Origin of the sequence: Bacillus sp. JJ1122, assembly GCF_036964885.1 — a bacterium.
Lineage (GTDB): Bacteria > Bacillota > Bacilli > Bacillales > Cytobacillaceae > Mesobacillus.
Window position 1 is genome coordinate 121,545 of sequence record NZ_JBALQL010000025.1, and the last position, 16,434, is coordinate 137,978.

The window sequence follows — 16,434 nt, forward strand, 5'->3', positions numbered from 1 at the left end:
TTCTAACCTTGGAGGTAATTCATATGTTTGTAAAAATGTTCATCTATTCTTTTTCGTTTGTGCAATAAAGAAAGTTGTTTCCCTTCTCGGAAGCACAGGTTGCGATGCTACGGGAAAAAAGGTTCAGTATGCCGCCCGTCTTATCATCGATTCAATTCATTCAGATGGTACGCTTTGTTCTGCCTAGTACCTAATATTTTAGTTGTATGGATGAATACATGATTGAAAGAAGCGCAGGAAACGTCCCTGCGCTTCTGTTTTTATATTGGATGATTGCTATGAACAAGAGATAAAAATATTGTCTATGTTTTACCAGAACGGTCTAGGAAAAAATTATGAAGATTTATTTACCCCTGATTAGTCGGCCGGATAATGATTTCATTAACGGCAACGGAAGCAGGCTGTGATAGTGCATAATAAACGGCGTTGGCAATATCCTCACTTTTTATGGAAGGAAGATCGGGGTTCTCGAAAATTGGCCTAACTTCTTCATCGATTATTAAATCTGTTAGCTCTGTGTCTACAACACCAGGTGAAATCGTGGTCGTCCGGATATTTGTTTTAGTCAGTTCTTTATTCAGCCCCTCCATTATCACCCTTGCTGCGAATTTGGTTGCACAATAAACTGTACCTGAAGGGAAAATACCGTGACCGGCAACTGATGATGTCGTAATGATGTGACCACTGTTGCTTTTAAGCATATAAGGAAGCACAGCGCTTACACCATGAAGGACTCCTTTTATATTGACATCAATCATTTGATTCCATTCTTCGACTCTATTATTTTTCATATAGGAGAGTGGCATAATTCCTGCATTATTGAAAAGTAAATCAATTTTGCCGAACTGTTCTAGTGCGAATTCCGCTAAACTTTGAACCTCTTCGAGTGATGTTACATCCGTCTGTTTATAGACCGCGGTACCTCCTTGTGACTTAATCTCTTGTGCAAGCTCCTGCAGACGTTCTTCCCTTCTTGCAGCAAGGACAATTTTCGCTCCTTCACTTGCTAATTTCACAGCAGTTGCACGACCGATCCCACTGCTAGCACCTGTAATAATAACGATTTTATTTTTAATTGCCGACATAATTTTCACTCCTTTTTTCATTAACAGTCAATAAGTTGTAAGCTTCTTTTAGTGCACTTTTTAAAAGATAATTCACTTTATTAATCTGTCTATTTATAGATGTGCTCAGCAAATAATAGTCATGTGTTCCCTTCTCTAATGCAGCAATTCTATGAATTGAGGAAAGTGCGGGAATGGGTAATAAACCAATAGCTGCATCATGCTCAAAAATATCAGTACACACATAATTAAGAGGAACAAGCTTGCGCGAGATTGCCATAATGATTTTATTAATCTCTTTCTGAACTACTGCCGATATTTCAGATGGCAAAAGAGTAGATTGAGCTTTCAAAAGAACATCTTCTAGTTCGTTTAAGCGTTCCAAAGTTACAACCAAATCGACTTTATCTCCTGCAGTTGCCTCATACTCATTGATTGTATCTTTCATTTCTCGCACCGCAGCCAGCTGGTTAATTGGCAATATAGGTTCGGTCAAAACTTTATAGATGGAGAGAGCATAGATTTCACAATCTCGCTTTAAATTTGCCGGATCGATTTTATCGATTGTGTCTTCCACAGTATGCCACCACCAGCCAAAGCCTCCTGCTTCCTTCCCCGCAAATACTTGAAACACTTTTTGGGATAAAGGGTCATTCGATAATGGTTGTTCCGACATTCCCATAAATAAGGAAGGAACTCCTGCTCCCCAAAAAGATTGGTCAGCGTATTTCCCATATCTGCTTCCAATATAATCTTGACCGGCTATCTCCTTCACATAGTGAGCTGCTATCTCCTTCGTTTCACTCATACAGTTACTTTCGCTCAGGATGGTAGCTCCTTTGCCTCCGACAGAATCTATATAAAAATGCATGACACAATTTTCGTGGATTTCTTCCCAATGATGATCACAGTAGTTTTGAGATCCAGCATACCTGCCATGTGAATGTCCTGACCAAAAAGCAAAACGGATCGATCTTTTCAAGTGCTCTTGATATTTTGAAAGCACTCCTGCCACCTCTAGCATGGTCGCATTCGCAGACCCGTTATCCATGGCTCCGTAATGCCATGAATCGATATGTCCACTGAATAAAACAAAATGCTCTGGTTCCTCTTTACCTTTAATGTCGGCGATTAACGTGGGGATTTTTGTCCATTTCGTTTCAACCTCGGTATGTAGTTCTACCTGGCCCTTCCCTTCGTCAATCCACTTTTTTAGGATTTCACCAGAATCATCATTTACTGAAATGACAGGAATCTTCGGCATTTGGGTAATAGTATCGGCAGTCGGGCTCCCCCAGACAGTCGAAACAATCATTTCATGTGTTAAAGGTCCATTAATAAAGATGGCTCCAATAGCTCCCGCTTCCCATAGCTTTCTTAAAACCACTGGACTCGCAATACCTTCTAAAACAGAAATTTTGCCGCAACAATGATCAAGTTTTTCATCAGAAAACTCACCAATATATACCGATTCTCCTATTAACCCGCCTTCTTTAGTGGACGGTGCCATGGAGTGAGTAATACAAGGCAGATCGATATCTCCCACCCTTAAGCTCGCCTTACCAGGAAGAGAAATAAACGCTTTGTGAAAAGAGAGGACAGTCTCTATTCCAAAGCTATGGAGAATCTTTTGGACATACTTAAAGGCTCGGAGCTCTTCTTCAGACCCTGACAACCTTACCTCTTTGGCGATTTCCTTGTTATATTCCATTAGTTGATTAGCATCTATTTGGGATATGATCTCTCTTTCAATCAGCGTCAACTTTTCCAAGGTTCTCACTCCCATTCCAATTTATTACTGAATGCCACTCTCGGTCCAAAATACTCATCTCATAATAACTCCAATAATCGTCTCCAATCCTGGAAGCTTCTCTAATAATTCCCTCACTTTGAAAACCCATTTTCTGATAGAGTTTAAGAGCTGGAGTATTGAAATCATATACAGCAAGGCTTACCTTATGAAGTCCAAATTGTACAAATGCTATATTTAAAAGCTTATTGACCATTAAAGGAGCTAAACCCTTGCCTCTCATGTGCTGATCACCAATTAGGACTCGGCACATTCTCGCTGTCCTATTATGCAGATTGATTGCACCAAGGGAAATATGCCCGATGACCTTCGATGATTCAAGGTGAATAACCTTATAAGCATGTACCTCTGACCCTTTTTTATTTGCTTCCTTCAAATACTTAATGAGCTGTTGGTCCGTCAGAGGAAAGGAAAATCCTGACCCGCTCCATTGCAGTAAGTATTCAGGACTATCAATCCAGCTTATAAGTTGTGGGATGTCCTCTACTGTAAAGTATTCTAATTCGATCATGTTGACGATCTCCCTTTGAGGAAAATATTAAATTTAGAGAAGGTGAAGCTCCTAAAAAGCCTCACCTTCCATTTTTATTGTTTCAATGTGTTAAAAGCATCAAATTCTACACCGTGCAGCTTGCTGATCGCTTTGATAAAGGTTTTTGTAGTATGAGGAGTGTCATACAGAATAGAAAAATATTCTGATCGTTTCTCTTTTGGAGTTTCTTTATAGGCGTTTCCTACCATCCAGCGGCCATAGTAGTAACAAGGGAAATAGGTTTTCTGTATAGGATCTGAAAAGAAACGGAAGGCATTGTTTGCTTCAATTTCGGTTATTCCGCCCTTGTTGATTAAATAATCAATCGCTTCCTCCCTGGATACCTGGCCAAGGTTATACATAAAGCAGGCATTAGTGGTAAACATCCTTTGATAGTCTAGATAATTCCTTGCGAGCAGATACTGTTGCTTTTGTTCATCTGTTACACCAGGTGTTTCCTCATTTAAATCGTCCCAGCCGAGAAAGCTCAGGGCTGTTTCTGGACCACCTTCAAACAATGCATTGGTAGGACTGTTGATTAAGTAATACGAAGCTTCAAGTGGAAGCTTTCCCTGCTGGAACAAGTAATCCCAGCGACAGTAGAATGCCTGGTGCCCTGGATAACCTTCATGTGTCATGATTTGTGCCAGGATGGGCTCTGTCCAGGGGCGGTCAATATTGAAAGTTAAGTTTCCGCGGTAGCTGCCGGTATATTTGGAATATCCGCTCCAGAACACTCCCCTGATCGGCTTGATCCATTCAATTCCATCTTCTTCTGGAAGTCCAATAACCCTTTTCAATGTCCCTTGCTTGCTGTTTTCACGGAAGTTTTCAGCTATTGTTGTCACCTGTTCAGGGTCAATCAATGTATCAGAACGCCAGGCTGTTGCCTTTTCAAATAAGCTTCCTTTGTACCCCAGGTCTGTTAATCCTTTTTCAACGAGTTCCCTGGCATGTTCGAGCTGCTGATCTGTAATTAAGGTGGATGGCAGCTCCTGAATGTTGGCAATCAGTTCTTCATATGGAACGTTGTCGCCCTGCAGGCTCCGAGCAAAATAACGAAACCCGTTTGCCATCGCTCTCATATATTCTCCTTCATGTCCTGCTTTCACCTTGAGTGCCTTTTCTACTTCATCCAACGCGTCACCAATCTCATCGAAGCTGGAAAGCGTCGGCTTAACATCACTGTAACTTGCCGTGGCAACTTCCTGGCTGTGCAATTTTTGCGCCTGTTCATTCAAACTGACAACAATATCAACGATTTTTTCCCCAACTGGTTCATCCGTCCATCTCATCATCTTCTTTTCCTCCTTAATTGACTGATTCATATGCCACCCTCCATAGATCTTCAATATCGGATAAAACTAGTTCCAGCATCATTTCATATAATCTTTCGCCTTTTTCTGCTGTCGCTGCGCCTGCATTTCCTAAATAGCCATCCTTAAATAACTTCTTCCCTGATTTTTCAAATTTGATTTTCGGATTCATTTTTACCTGGTGGTCACCAGCAAGACTTGGGTCAGCAAGCTTCTCATCAATGGCCAGAATCAATGAAGTTTCATCTTCCCCTCCATGACCGGGGCCTTTGGTGATTTCTAAGATTTGCTCACGGTAATCCACCCACCAATTGATGGTTAAAACCTTCATCCCTAAGTCAGCAAGCTTTTCGGCAACAGTCGTTAAGCTCGGGATATTTCCTCCATGTCCATTGAACAGAACAATTTGTTCAAAACCATTCCGGTGAAACTCTTTTCCGATTTCGTAGACGTATTGGGAAAAAGCTTCCGCCGATACATCAATCGTCCCTTCAAAGGGGGCAAGACCCCAAGAATGACCGTAAGCAACTTCAGGTGCCATCAATACCCTGTCTCCAATCATGCCATCAAGCCGGCGGACAAACTCTCGAGGTATCCACACATCCGTTCCAAGCGAACAATGGGGTCCATGCATTTCAATCATTCCAATAGGCAATAAAACAGTGTCTACGGATGCTTTAATTTCTTTGAATTTTGAGGCTGTTAAATCCATCATGTACATGTTTCTAAACACCCCTTTTATTTGTTTGCATATTTCAGGATAATTTCAGCCATCAGAGCTGCCCTGTACGGAAGATTTGTTAGGTCAACATGTTCCCTCTCTGTGTGGGCTCCATCCCCAAGAGGGCCGAGGCCATCAATTGTCGGAATGCCAAGACCTGCGGTGAAGTTGCCATCGCTCGCTCCTCCCGAAGACCCTTCTCCCAAAACGTATCCGTGTGAGGCCGCAATTCCCTTTAACTCTTCATATAATTGAATCACTGCCTCTGTCCGTTCAAGAGGGTACCGGTCAATTTCCCCAAATACCTCGACCTTTGTTCCTTTTACAAAAACTGGTCTGTTCAATATTGTTTCAGTAACCTTTTCCGCCTGTGCCTTTTTGGTGATGCGAACATCGATCTCTGCTACAGCTTCTTTGGCAATGACGTTCCCGCGGGTTCCGCCTTTCACTACCCCGATATTCACTGAAATTCCTTCATCGCGGTTCTCAAGCTTCTTCAAATCTAGTATTTGGTGAGCCAACTCTTCAATTGCACTGGCACCATCCCAGGCATTGATCCCCGCATGCGCAGCAATCCCTTCAATTTTCATCAGGAACTGCGCTGCTCCTTTTCTTTCGGTTTTTACTGCCCCATCCGGTCCGATACTTGATTCCGGAACCAATACTACCGAGCTTTTTCCAGCTTCCTTAAGGATGATCTCCTTCGAATGGGCACTTCCCACTTCTTCATCTGTTGATACAAGGAAGGTGATTTGCTTGTTCAGCTGGGAACCGGTTTCCTTCAGTGCCTTTAATGCCCAAAGTGTAATAGCGAGACCGCCTTTCATATCAAAAACCCCTGGGCCATAAAGAAGGTTTCCTTCCTGCCTTATTGGCAGTGCGCCAACATCCCACACGGTGTCCATGTGGCCAATCACCAAAATCTGGCCTTCTTCATCCCCTGCTCCATATGTAAATTTGTATTGGTTGCCAACTTCCGTTTTTTCAATCATTTCAACAGAACCGCCTACCAGACTCTCAAATTCCTGTCGCAGTACTTCACCACACTTATCCACGAGAGTTTTTGTATGGGATGGAGATTCAGCCTTTGTTAACCTAATCAAAGTGTCAGTGATGTAGTTACTGTGCTCTTTAAGGTATTTTAAAATATCAGACATTGATCTGAATTCCCTTCATTGATTTGCCTAGCAGCCTTTCTAAATTAACTGCTGCTTCAATCAGTCTTTTGTCCTCATAACGTCTACCAACAAGCTGCAGTCCAACCGGAAGCTTACTCTCAGTAAAACCAGCGTTCATCGTTATAGCTGGATGTCCTGTAACATTAAATAACCCGGTAAATTTCATTTCGTTATCTACTTCAAGGGCAGGGTCCTCTTCTGGAGCAGGATAGGGTACCGTAGGCATAAGCAGAAAATCCACTCCATTTAATATCTGGTCGACATCCTCCCTCGCATTCATTACCTCTCTTTTAGCTTTCAAATAATCAATTGAGGAATGTGAAAGACCTGCTTCGATCTGTTTATATGTTAAAGGGGCATACTCCTCTTTCCTGGAATGCCATTTTTCATGAATCAAGGCTGCTTCAGGTAAAAGAACATTCATAACGATTTCCTCTGTGCGATTAAAATACTTCAAATCAATTTCCTTCACAGACCAGCTTAAATTTTTCAACTGGTTTAACGTCTCTTCATAAACACTTAATACCTCTGCGCAAACATCTGAAATTTTATCGGCTGGCAGGATTCCTATGGTCATATTTTCGTTGTTTGGAAGTTTCTCAGAGAGAAAGCCTGGCACCAGGGCATCCATCACCACTAATAAATCTTCCGGACTCTTTGCCATAGGCCCGGCATGATCGAGTGATGGTGATAATGGAAAGACACCTTCGATTGAGAGCAAACCATAGGTCGGTTTAAGCCCTGTAATTCCACAATAAGACGCAGGAATCCTTATTGACCCTCCTGTATCTGTACCAAGGGAAAATAACCCAAGTCCGGCAGCGACTGCAGCGGCTGACCCACCACTGGATCCTCCAGCAGTCTTTGATACATCCCAGGGATTGTTTGTCTGGCCATAATCAGGGTGAACAACTCCATAGGCAAACTCCAACATATTCGTTTTACCAATGAGTATGGCTCCGCAGTCCTGCAGCTTTGATACCAATGGAGCAGTGATGTCAGGAATATAATCCTTCAGGATATGTGACCCGCACGTCGTCCTGACTCCCTCTGTATAATAGAGATCTTTTACGCTGTATGGGATTCCATATAGAACATGCTCCGCTTTATTTTTTAAAAAAGCAGTCTCAGCCTTTTTTGCTGCTTCTATGGCTTCTGATTCCAAGGCAGTAATAAAACTGTTCAGTTTTGAGTCAACTTCTTTAAGCCTTTCGAAAGTGTTTCCGACTAATTCAACCGGAGACATTTCCTTTCGCCTGTATAAATCAGCCACTTCCAAAATCGATAAATTAGACCACTTTTTCATCATTCATCACCTATTGCCAGATAGAATCTTTTATTTTGATCGCCTGTACTGTCACCAGGAGAAGAGGGAAATCTCGCCATCCTCCTGCATTTGATTGAATAAAACGACCGCATACGATAAAGTCCTGCGGTCGCTTTCATGAAATTATTCTTTCGTCATCTTTTGGAACGGTACATACCAAGTGTTCATCGGATTGATTTCATACCCTTTTACCCAGGTTCTTTGAGTAGCCTGAACAAGACGCTGTGCAGGGAAGATATACGGAACCTCTTCACTCATGATTGCCTGGATCTCTTTGTAAATTTCCTCTCGTCTGCCTTCATCGACAGTCTTTCTGCCTTCTTCCAATAGCTGATCGACTTTGCTATTTTCATAGAATGCAAGGTTGAACCCAGGGCCCTTACTAGAAGAATGTGCGAAGTACCAAAGATTGTAATCCGGGTCAGCATAATCCGGTGTCCATGCTGCGAGTGCTAACTGATGACCTCCTGAAGTAACAGTCTCCAGGAATGTCGGCCATGCCAGTGTCTTGATTTTCAAGTCAACACCAATTTTTTTGAAGTCTGATTGCATCATGACCGCAATATTCTTACGTACTTCATTATTCTCAGAAATCAGGATCTCCGTTTCAAAACCGTCTCCGAGTCCCGCTTCCTCTAGAAGTGCTTTTGCCTTATCAAGGTCAAAATCATATTGCGTCACATCAGGGTTATAACCAAACATTCCTTCAGGGATGATTCCGCCGATACGCTTACCAGCACCCAGAAGAATATCCTTATTGATAGAATCGTAGTTTACAGCGTGTGCCAATGCCTGGCGCACCTTCACATTGTCAAGGGGTTTCTTCTCCATGTTAATCGCAATATCATCAATCTGGTATCCAGGCTGTGTGATGATATCGATACCTTCTGTACCTTCCATCTGCTTCATAACATCAGGTGAAAGCATAGAGTAATCCAACAAATCTACTTCACCTTTTTCCAGCATTAATCTCGCCGTTGATGGTTCGTTGACAATCATGATATTGACAGTTTTTAATTTAGGTACTTCTCCCCAATAGTTCTCGTTTGCTTTTAAAACCATCTTCTGGCCGCGGTCCCAGCTTTCAAGAATGTATGGACCAGAACCAAACTCCTTATCAGCAAGGTAACTTTCACCTAAATCAGTGCCATGGTTTTCTGCAAGTTTCGGGTTGACGATATTGGCAAAAACAGTTCCAAGCGTTTTGATGAATGGGGCAAATGGTTTCTCAAGAGTAATTTTGATTGTATGATCATCCACTATTTCAAAGCTATCCTTTGTAATAACCTTATTAAATTGACCAGCAGCAGATTTTCCAATATCAATGGCACGAGTGAAGGAATACTTAACAGCTTCCGACGTAACAGGGGTACCATCATGGAATTTAGCTTCCTTATTCAAGTAGAATGTGTAGGTCAAGCCATCGTCGGAAACATCCCATTTTTCAGCAAGTTGAGGTTTTACTTCAGTATCTGTTCCATCATAAGTAACGAGACGATCATAAAGCATGTAGGTTACACGAAACGATGTATTGGCAGCAGTGCCATGTGGGTCAAGGTGAGGTATATCCTGGTTGGTGGCGAAATTGAAGACTTCTGGATTTCCCGAACCCTTTGGTTCTGCTGGCGTATCGCTCTTGTCTTCGTTTTTCCCCTCTGCAGGTGTTGTCGTCTCCTGGTTGTACTTATTACATCCAGTCAAAGCAAGTAACAGAATCAACGCCATGGTCATCACTTTAAATACGATACTCTTCCTTTTCATTAGTTTCCCCCCAGATTATTAGTGGATTTTTTTCTTACAAAGCTTTAAAAGGCAGGAATCACCCCTTTCAAAGAAATAGAATTACCTATTTTTAGGATCTAGCAAATCTCTCATGCCATCACCCAATAAGTTAAAACCTAAGACAGTCAGCAGGATCGCCAAACCGGGAAAGGTAGCTGCCCACCAGGCATCCCGCAGAATTTCCCTGCTCGAGGATAGCATAGCTCCCCATTCAGGAGATGGAGGCTGTGCTCCCAGGCCGATAAAACTTAGACCAGCTGCAGCCAAGATGACGAATCCTAAGTCCAGGCTCGCCTGGATGCTTGCTGGAGCAATCGCGTTTGGAATAATTTCTTTAAATAAAATTCTAAAAGGGTTGGCTCCGATCGCCCTGGCCGATTCTATGAACTCAGAGCTCTTGATTGACAGGACAGACGAGCGGACAATCCTTGTGTACCAAGGCCACCATGTGATCGCTAATGCCAGGAGGACATTTTCAATCGATGGTCCAAGGGCTGCGGCAATGGACATCGACAGGATGATACCTGGAAAGCTGAGGAAAATGTCCGTAAGCCTCATGATTACCTGGTCGACCATACCACCTACATAGCCAGCTATTGCGCCAAGGATGGTGCCAATTGGAAAAGAAATCAAAACGACCATTAATCCTATCTTTAAAGAAATCCGAGTTCCAAAGATAATCCGGCTTAGTATATCCCTTCCCACTTCATCCGTACCGAACAAATGATCGGAACTGGGAGGAAGTAATTTTTGTCCCAAATTTACCTCCAGCGGATCCTTAGGGGCAATCCATGGAGCGAATATGGCTAGAATAATAATCATTACTACCAGGAAAATCCCTAATACTGTTAAAGGACTTTGTAAAATCCGTCTAACCACTTATATTGCCTCCTTTTAATCATAGTTAAGTCGAGGATCGACAACCTGATAGAGTATATCGATGATAAGGTTTACGAGAATGAACAGAACGGCAATCAGAATGGTGACGGCCATCACAGCTGGAAAGTCCAGATATGTAATGGCATTGACTGCATACTTGCCAAGTCCTGGCCACGAAAACACCGACTCAACGAGCACACTTCCGCCGAGTGAATGGCCAAAGGTCATGCCAAGAAGCGTCATGATCGGCATCATTCCATTCCTTAATGCATGGCCGTAAAGTACTCGCTTTTCTGATCCACCTTTGGCAAAGGCCGTTCGAATATAATCACTTCTTAACACTTCAAGCATGGATGATCTCGTCATTCTTGTGATCATCCCGATTGTTACGGCAGCTTGCGTAATACCAGGAAGGATTAAATGGATCACAGCTGATTTAAACACCGTCCAATTCCCAGTCAGAAGAGCATCAATTGTGTACATCCCAGTGATAGTCTCCGGAGGAACCAGTCCTGTATCTAACCGTCCTGAACCAGGTAAGACCCCAAGTTTTAAATAGAAGAATAATAGGAAGATAATTCCCAGCCAGAATGCCGGCATGGCCACACCTATAAGTGCCATGACCCTGGCAAATTGGTCAGCTGCTTTATCTTTCTTGCTAGCACTTATAACCCCTAAAGGAATGCCGATTAAAATCGTGATCAACATCGAAAAAAAAGTTAACTCTAAAGTTGCCGGAAAATATTGTTTGATATCCTTCATCACGGGCTGATGAGAATAATTACTGTTTCCAAGATCTCCTTGAAGCAATTTTTTCATGTAGTTGGAATATTGAACATATACAGGATCATTCAGGCCCATTTTTTCCTGCAGCTCTTCGATTACCTTCGCATCTGCGTATGGACCTGCAGCCAAACGAGCTGGATCACCCGGAATGGTATTCGAGATGAAGAAAGTCAATATGCTTATACCAATCAATATTGGTATCATGAGCAGAATCCTTTTTACCGTGTAACGAAGTGCGTCCACCTATCCCGCCTCCTTTTTGGTTATGAAATATGGATTTTTGTTTTCGTAATCTGCTCTGCGTGTACATGAATACATGAAGCCCAGTGTCCCATCACTTTTTCCCTGAGCTCAGGAGTTTCCACTTTACATTCAGGAGTTGCTACTGGGCAGCGTGTATGGAATGCACAGCCTGTCGGAGGGTTGATCGGGCTTGGCAGGTCTCCCTGTAAAAGGATTCTGTCTCGCTTTTTTGTCGGATCCGGAAGTGGTACGGCTGTTAGCAGTGCCTTGGTATACGGATGCAGTGGATTCCTGTATAGCTCATCAACATCCGCAATTTCGACGATTTTCCCCAAATACATAACAGCTACTCTGTCGGAAATATGCTGTACAACAGAAAGGTCATGCGAGATGAACATATAGCTCAAGTTATATTCTTTTTGAAGATCCACCATAAGATTCAGAACCTGCGACTGGACCGAAACATCAAGTGCAGAAACAGGTTCATCTGCGATAATTAGTTTCGGATTCAATGTGAGTGCCCTTGCGATGCCGATCCTTTGTCTCTGTCCGCCAGAAAATTCATGCGGATAGCGGTCGAGCTGTTCTTTACGAATGCCGATTTTATCAATCAGGCCTTCAACGACTTTCAACCTTTCCTGTCTATTTCCTACTCCATGAACGATCAGCGGGGTTTCAAGGATCGCACGAACAGTGCTCCTGGGGTTTAAGCTGGCATAAGGGTCCTGGAAGACAATTTGCATATCCTTCCGCAACTCCTTCATTTCCTTTCTCGGAAGATGGGTAATATTCTTTCCGCCGAAAAAGATATCACCGGATGTTGGTTTTATTAACTGGAGGATTGTGCGGCCCAGACTTGATTTTCCGCAGCCAGATTCACCTACAATCCCTAATGTTTCCCCCTGCTCAATGTGGAAGCTTACTCCATCAACGGCTTTTACTTTTTTCTTTTCACCAAGAAACCCCTTTTTAATTGTGAAGTGCTGCTTCAAGTCCTTCACTTCCAGAAGAGCCATTCCATTCTCCCCCCTTTTCCTCGTAAAGCCAGCAAGCTGCTGTATGATCTTCTCCTACACTGCTCAATGGAGGTGTTTTACCTTTACAGATTTCCATTGCTGAACTGCAGCGATCAAAGAAGCGGCAGCCCGTTGGCATTTTATCTGGTGATGGAACCATTCCAGGAATGGATCCAAGCTTTGCTTTTTTAACCCCTAATTTCGGGATTGATTCAAGCAGACCTTTTGTATAAGGGTGCTTAGGATTCAAAAATAATTCCTTAACATCTGCCTGCTCTACAATTTTGCCAGCATACATCACAACAACACGGTCACAAACCTCTGCAACTACACCGAGATCGTGAGTGATCATGATAATCCCCATCTCGTTAACCTCTTTAAGATGATTCATTAGATCAAGGATTTGTGCTTGAACGGTTACATCCAAAGCAGTTGTTGGTTCATCACAAATCAATAGGCTCGGGTTGCATGCCATCGCAACAGCAATCATGATTCTCTGTCTCATACCGCCAGATAATTGATGTGGATATTCGGTAGCAATCTCCTCTGCTCTCGGCAAGCCAACTTCATTTAACAGCTCTATGACACGTTTTTTACGTTGCTCCTTATTTAAATCCGTATGAAGGATTAGCGTCTCCTCAATTTGCCTGCCTACAGTATGAAGAGGATTCAATGACGTCAGCGGATCCTGGAAAATCATCGCCATTTTATTGCCTCTGATTTTCTCCATTTTCTTTTTCGAATAGGAGGTTACATCATCACCATTAAGATTAATGACTCCCTCAAGCTTTGCCTTTTCAGGTAAAAGTCGCATGATTGATAATGCGGTCATGCTTTTTCCGCAGCCAGACTCACCAACAATACCTACTGTCTCGCCTTTATTTACCTGGAGAGAGATCTCATCTAAAATTTTCACATATTTCCCATCTCTCTTAAGAGATAGTGATACATCATTCAGTTCTAGCAACATAAAAACACCACCCTTATATAGTCAGAAGGCCCTTGACCCCTTTTAGTTCATTCAATGCGTGAACATAATGATCGGAAAACTCCCTGCTGACTCTATCTGTGTCCTTTGACTTCAAAGCATCAAGTAGTTTTCTATGGTTTTCTACAACAAGAGCTGCCCTCGCAGGAAGCTTGTTAGCAACTGTCAAAAACATGGCCCCAACCTGGGTATCCAACTGCTGATGCATGTGGATCAATCTTTTATGCCTGGAAGCACTGACAATCACACTGTGGAAATCTATATCACACTTTGCCTCTGTTTCTAAGTCCTTCTCTTCCATAGCATGTTGGAACTCTTCCAATAGCGACTCCAGCCTGCTAAAATCTTTATCTATTAAATGAGGAATTGCAAGGCTTGCTGCCTTTGCTTCCAGCAAAGCCCTGAGAGTATAAATCTCATATGCATCCTGAGAAGAAAGTGTGGTTACATGTGTTCCTTTATTTGTTTCATGTTTGATCAACCCTTCATTTTGCAGTAACATCAGAGCCTCTCTTATCGGCCCGCGTGATATATTAAGACTTTCTGCAAGCTGGGCTTGATTCACTTTTTCGCCAGGCTTCAAGGAACCGTTCAGGATCATTTTTCTGATGATTTTAGCTACATGATCGGAAAGGTTTTCATGATTTAAATGCATATTTTTTCTCCACTTTCATACAGTTCTTTTAATTTATATAAGTGATCCCAATCCATTTGAATCGTACCGTTTTCTATCTCTTTGATGAGAGACACAAGCAAACTTGTCAGTGGCATCGGAATACGATGATAAGCTCCTATTTCTAAGATAGGGACTAATTGGGAATCAATTTCTGTCTTTCTTCTTCTGACAGCCAAGTCTCTCCAGATTCCACTTTTCGTTTTTTTGTTTGCAGCCATTCTTTGCGCTAGCTTTTCCAGCTGATGATCGAGAACTGTTTGATCCCGAGTATCTCGAGGATAAACAAACTCTGGGACCCAATCATCGAAACCGATTGGCTTAACACCTTCCTTATCCGCCACCTCTAGTATTTCTGAACAAAGTTCCATCAGTGTGTCCCTCAGCTCCATTTTTCTGACAACAGCTGCCATTGTTTCATCAACTAATGCAGTAGCGTATAAAAGTCCAGCGTACGACATCTTCCCCCACAGGTAGCCCCATATGTTATCCGTAATTTGAGCTGGTCCCCAGCATTGGAGGATTTGCTGCAAATCCTTTACCCGCTGACTGATTTCCCCATCCAACTCTCCAATATAGAGCGCTGCAACTCCTCCATAAAGAATCCTGCCCGGCTCTAAGTAATCAGCTGAAAAATTAACAAAGCAGCCAATCGTTTTTTCTCTGCCTATCAGGCTGGCAATCTCGTTTTCGCATAGCCCATTTTGGAAGGATACAACTTTGGTTTCTTCCCCAATTAAAGGTACGAAAGGCTTTAAGGCTTCTTTTGTATGCTGTGCCTTAACACATAGGAAGACTGCATCCAATGCTGGGTTTTTTTTAACTAGCTGTTCCGGTATATACGCATCGCATTCTACGGTAAAAGTTTCATCAGGCCCCTCAATTCTAAGACCGCGATTATTCATCACATCAACATGTTCTTGATCTATATCGCAAAAAGTTACTTTGTTGCCTGCTCTCACTAGGTGAGCTCCTAACACGCCGCCAATCGCGCCTGCACCAATCACTGTGATTTCCATTCGACCCCTCCTAAAAAAGTTGTTGTCCGCCATCTGCTGAAATAGTTTGGCCACTCACATAGCTGGCGAAGTCCGATGCAAAAAACAGAACCGGATGAGCTATATCTTCAGGTTCTCCGAGTCGCTTCACCGAAATGGATTTGACCAGATTCTCCTGTTCCTCTGGTGTCATTCTTTCCCACTGCTTCTTTGTTGAAGGATTGGAAATGACAAATCCAGGCGCTATGTTATTGACTGTTATGCCATATGGACCAAGTTCTTGAGCCATTTGTCTTGTAAAGCCTATCTGGCCAGCCTTGGCACTGGCATACGCCTGTATGCCAGTTAGACTAGTACTTCTCCCTGCTCCACTTGAGATATTAATAATCCGTCCATATTTCTGCTTTTTCATATGTGGAGCAACTTCTTTTGTCGTATAGAACGCGGCATCCAGGTTAACCGCAAATATTTTTCTCCATTGCTCAGGCGTCACTTCTTCCACTGGTTGATGTATTTGCCCACATACACCTCCAGCATTGTTTACCAGGATGTCAATCTTCTCAAATTTTTGAACCGTGAACTCCACCAGCTCTTTCACTCTTTTGTCTTCTGTAATGTCGCATGTATATGTATCAAAACGGTTGCTTTTTTTATTCAACTCAAGCCACTCATTGAGCTCCGTTTTCACATCCGCAAGTTCCTGATCCAATATGTCCGTACCAACTACTGTTGCTCCGTGCCTAAGGAAAGCGGTGCAAATCCCTTTTCCGATCCCATGAGCTGCACCGGTAACTAAAACTACTTTTCCCGTAAAAAATGTCGATTGTAAACTGTTAACACTTTGAATCAAAATACCACCCCTTCACTAACCGCTAGATATTGGTAACACTATATAACAGGGCGAAAAGGTTGTAAAGTTTATTTTTAGAATATTTTTAATATTATAAATTCAATATTATTTAGCTATAAATATTCTATTACTCTCTAAGAATCTTAGTGTTATTTTGAGATACCTTTGAATGATCAGAAGTATGATTAAACCCTATGTCCACTTTCTGAAATTGATATACTGAATAAGTTAGTATGTTTGACTCCGAAAACTTTTGGAAAAACAAATAAAT

15 protein-coding genes are annotated in these 16,434 nt (G+C 42.4%); all 15 read right to left on the reverse strand.

Features of this window, described 5'->3' with window-relative positions:
• Nucleotides 1–347 precede the first annotated feature (347 nt).
• Complete coding sequence (locus tag V7201_RS15425) at nt 348–1,085, reverse strand: SDR family oxidoreductase (RefSeq protein ID WP_335377634.1); 738 nt, start codon at nt 1,083–1,085, stop codon at nt 348–350.
• Nucleotides 1,072–2,844 carry a M28 family peptidase gene (locus V7201_RS15430; protein WP_335377635.1) on the reverse strand — a complete coding sequence of 591 codons (1,773 nt, stop codon included), beginning with the start codon at nt 2,842–2,844 and terminating at the stop codon, nt 1,072–1,074. The genes V7201_RS15425 and V7201_RS15430 overlap by 14 nt, the downstream gene beginning before the upstream one ends.
• On the reverse strand, nt 2,813–3,385 hold the full coding sequence (locus V7201_RS15435) for a GNAT family N-acetyltransferase (protein WP_335377636.1): 573 nt from the start codon (nt 3,383–3,385) through the stop codon (nt 2,813–2,815). Before V7201_RS15435 ends, V7201_RS15430 begins: the two co-directional genes overlap by 32 nt.
• A 74-nt stretch (nt 3,386–3,459) precedes the next feature.
• Complete coding sequence (locus V7201_RS15440; protein ID WP_335377637.1) at nt 3,460–4,734, reverse strand: hypothetical protein; 1,275 nt, start codon at nt 4,732–4,734, stop codon at nt 3,460–3,462.
• Nucleotides 4,718–5,443, reverse strand: a complete 726-nt coding sequence (locus V7201_RS15445) for a creatininase family protein (protein ID WP_335377638.1) — start codon at nt 5,441–5,443, stop codon at nt 4,718–4,720. Before V7201_RS15445 ends, V7201_RS15440 begins: the two co-directional genes overlap by 17 nt.
• Before the next feature lie 17 nt (nt 5,444–5,460).
• A complete protein-coding gene (locus V7201_RS15450; RefSeq protein ID WP_335377639.1) occupies nt 5,461–6,600 on the reverse strand; it encodes a M20 family metallopeptidase in 1,140 nt (379 codons plus the stop codon).
• On the reverse strand, nt 6,593–7,930 hold the full coding sequence (locus V7201_RS15455; RefSeq protein ID WP_335377640.1) for an amidase: 1,338 nt from the start codon (nt 7,928–7,930) through the stop codon (nt 6,593–6,595). The genes V7201_RS15450 and V7201_RS15455 overlap by 8 nt, the downstream gene beginning before the upstream one ends.
• Before the next feature lie 141 nt (nt 7,931–8,071).
• Complete coding sequence (locus V7201_RS15460) at nt 8,072–9,709, reverse strand: ABC transporter substrate-binding protein (protein ID WP_335377641.1); 1,638 nt, start codon at nt 9,707–9,709, stop codon at nt 8,072–8,074.
• 81 nt (nt 9,710–9,790) lie between these two features.
• Complete coding sequence (gene nikC / locus V7201_RS15465; RefSeq protein ID WP_335377642.1) at nt 9,791–10,609, reverse strand: nickel transporter permease; 819 nt, start codon at nt 10,607–10,609, stop codon at nt 9,791–9,793.
• 15 nt (nt 10,610–10,624) lie between these two features.
• On the reverse strand, nt 10,625–11,638 hold the full coding sequence (locus V7201_RS15470) for an ABC transporter permease (RefSeq protein ID WP_335377643.1): 1,014 nt from the start codon (nt 11,636–11,638) through the stop codon (nt 10,625–10,627).
• A gap of 20 nt (nt 11,639–11,658) precedes the next feature.
• Nucleotides 11,659–12,654, reverse strand: coding sequence for an ABC transporter ATP-binding protein (locus V7201_RS15475; RefSeq protein WP_335377644.1), 996 nt, complete (start codon nt 12,652–12,654; stop codon nt 11,659–11,661).
• Entirely contained in the window at nt 12,608–13,624 is a 1,017-nt protein-coding gene (locus V7201_RS15480) for an ABC transporter ATP-binding protein (RefSeq protein ID WP_335377645.1), read from the reverse strand. The genes V7201_RS15475 and V7201_RS15480 overlap by 47 nt, the downstream gene beginning before the upstream one ends.
• A gap of 13 nt (nt 13,625–13,637) precedes the next feature.
• Nucleotides 13,638–14,297, reverse strand: a complete 660-nt coding sequence (locus V7201_RS15485; RefSeq protein WP_335377646.1) for a GntR family transcriptional regulator — start codon at nt 14,295–14,297, stop codon at nt 13,638–13,640.
• Complete coding sequence (locus V7201_RS15490) at nt 14,288–15,334, reverse strand: ketopantoate reductase family protein (RefSeq protein WP_335377647.1); 1,047 nt, start codon at nt 15,332–15,334, stop codon at nt 14,288–14,290. The genes V7201_RS15485 and V7201_RS15490 overlap by 10 nt, the downstream gene beginning before the upstream one ends.
• Before the next feature lie 10 nt (nt 15,335–15,344).
• Nucleotides 15,345–16,163 (reverse strand): SDR family NAD(P)-dependent oxidoreductase, encoded by an 819-nt coding sequence (locus V7201_RS15495; protein WP_335377648.1) that lies wholly within the window; start codon nt 16,161–16,163, stop codon nt 15,345–15,347.
• Between the last annotated feature and the right edge of the window lie 271 nt (nt 16,164–16,434).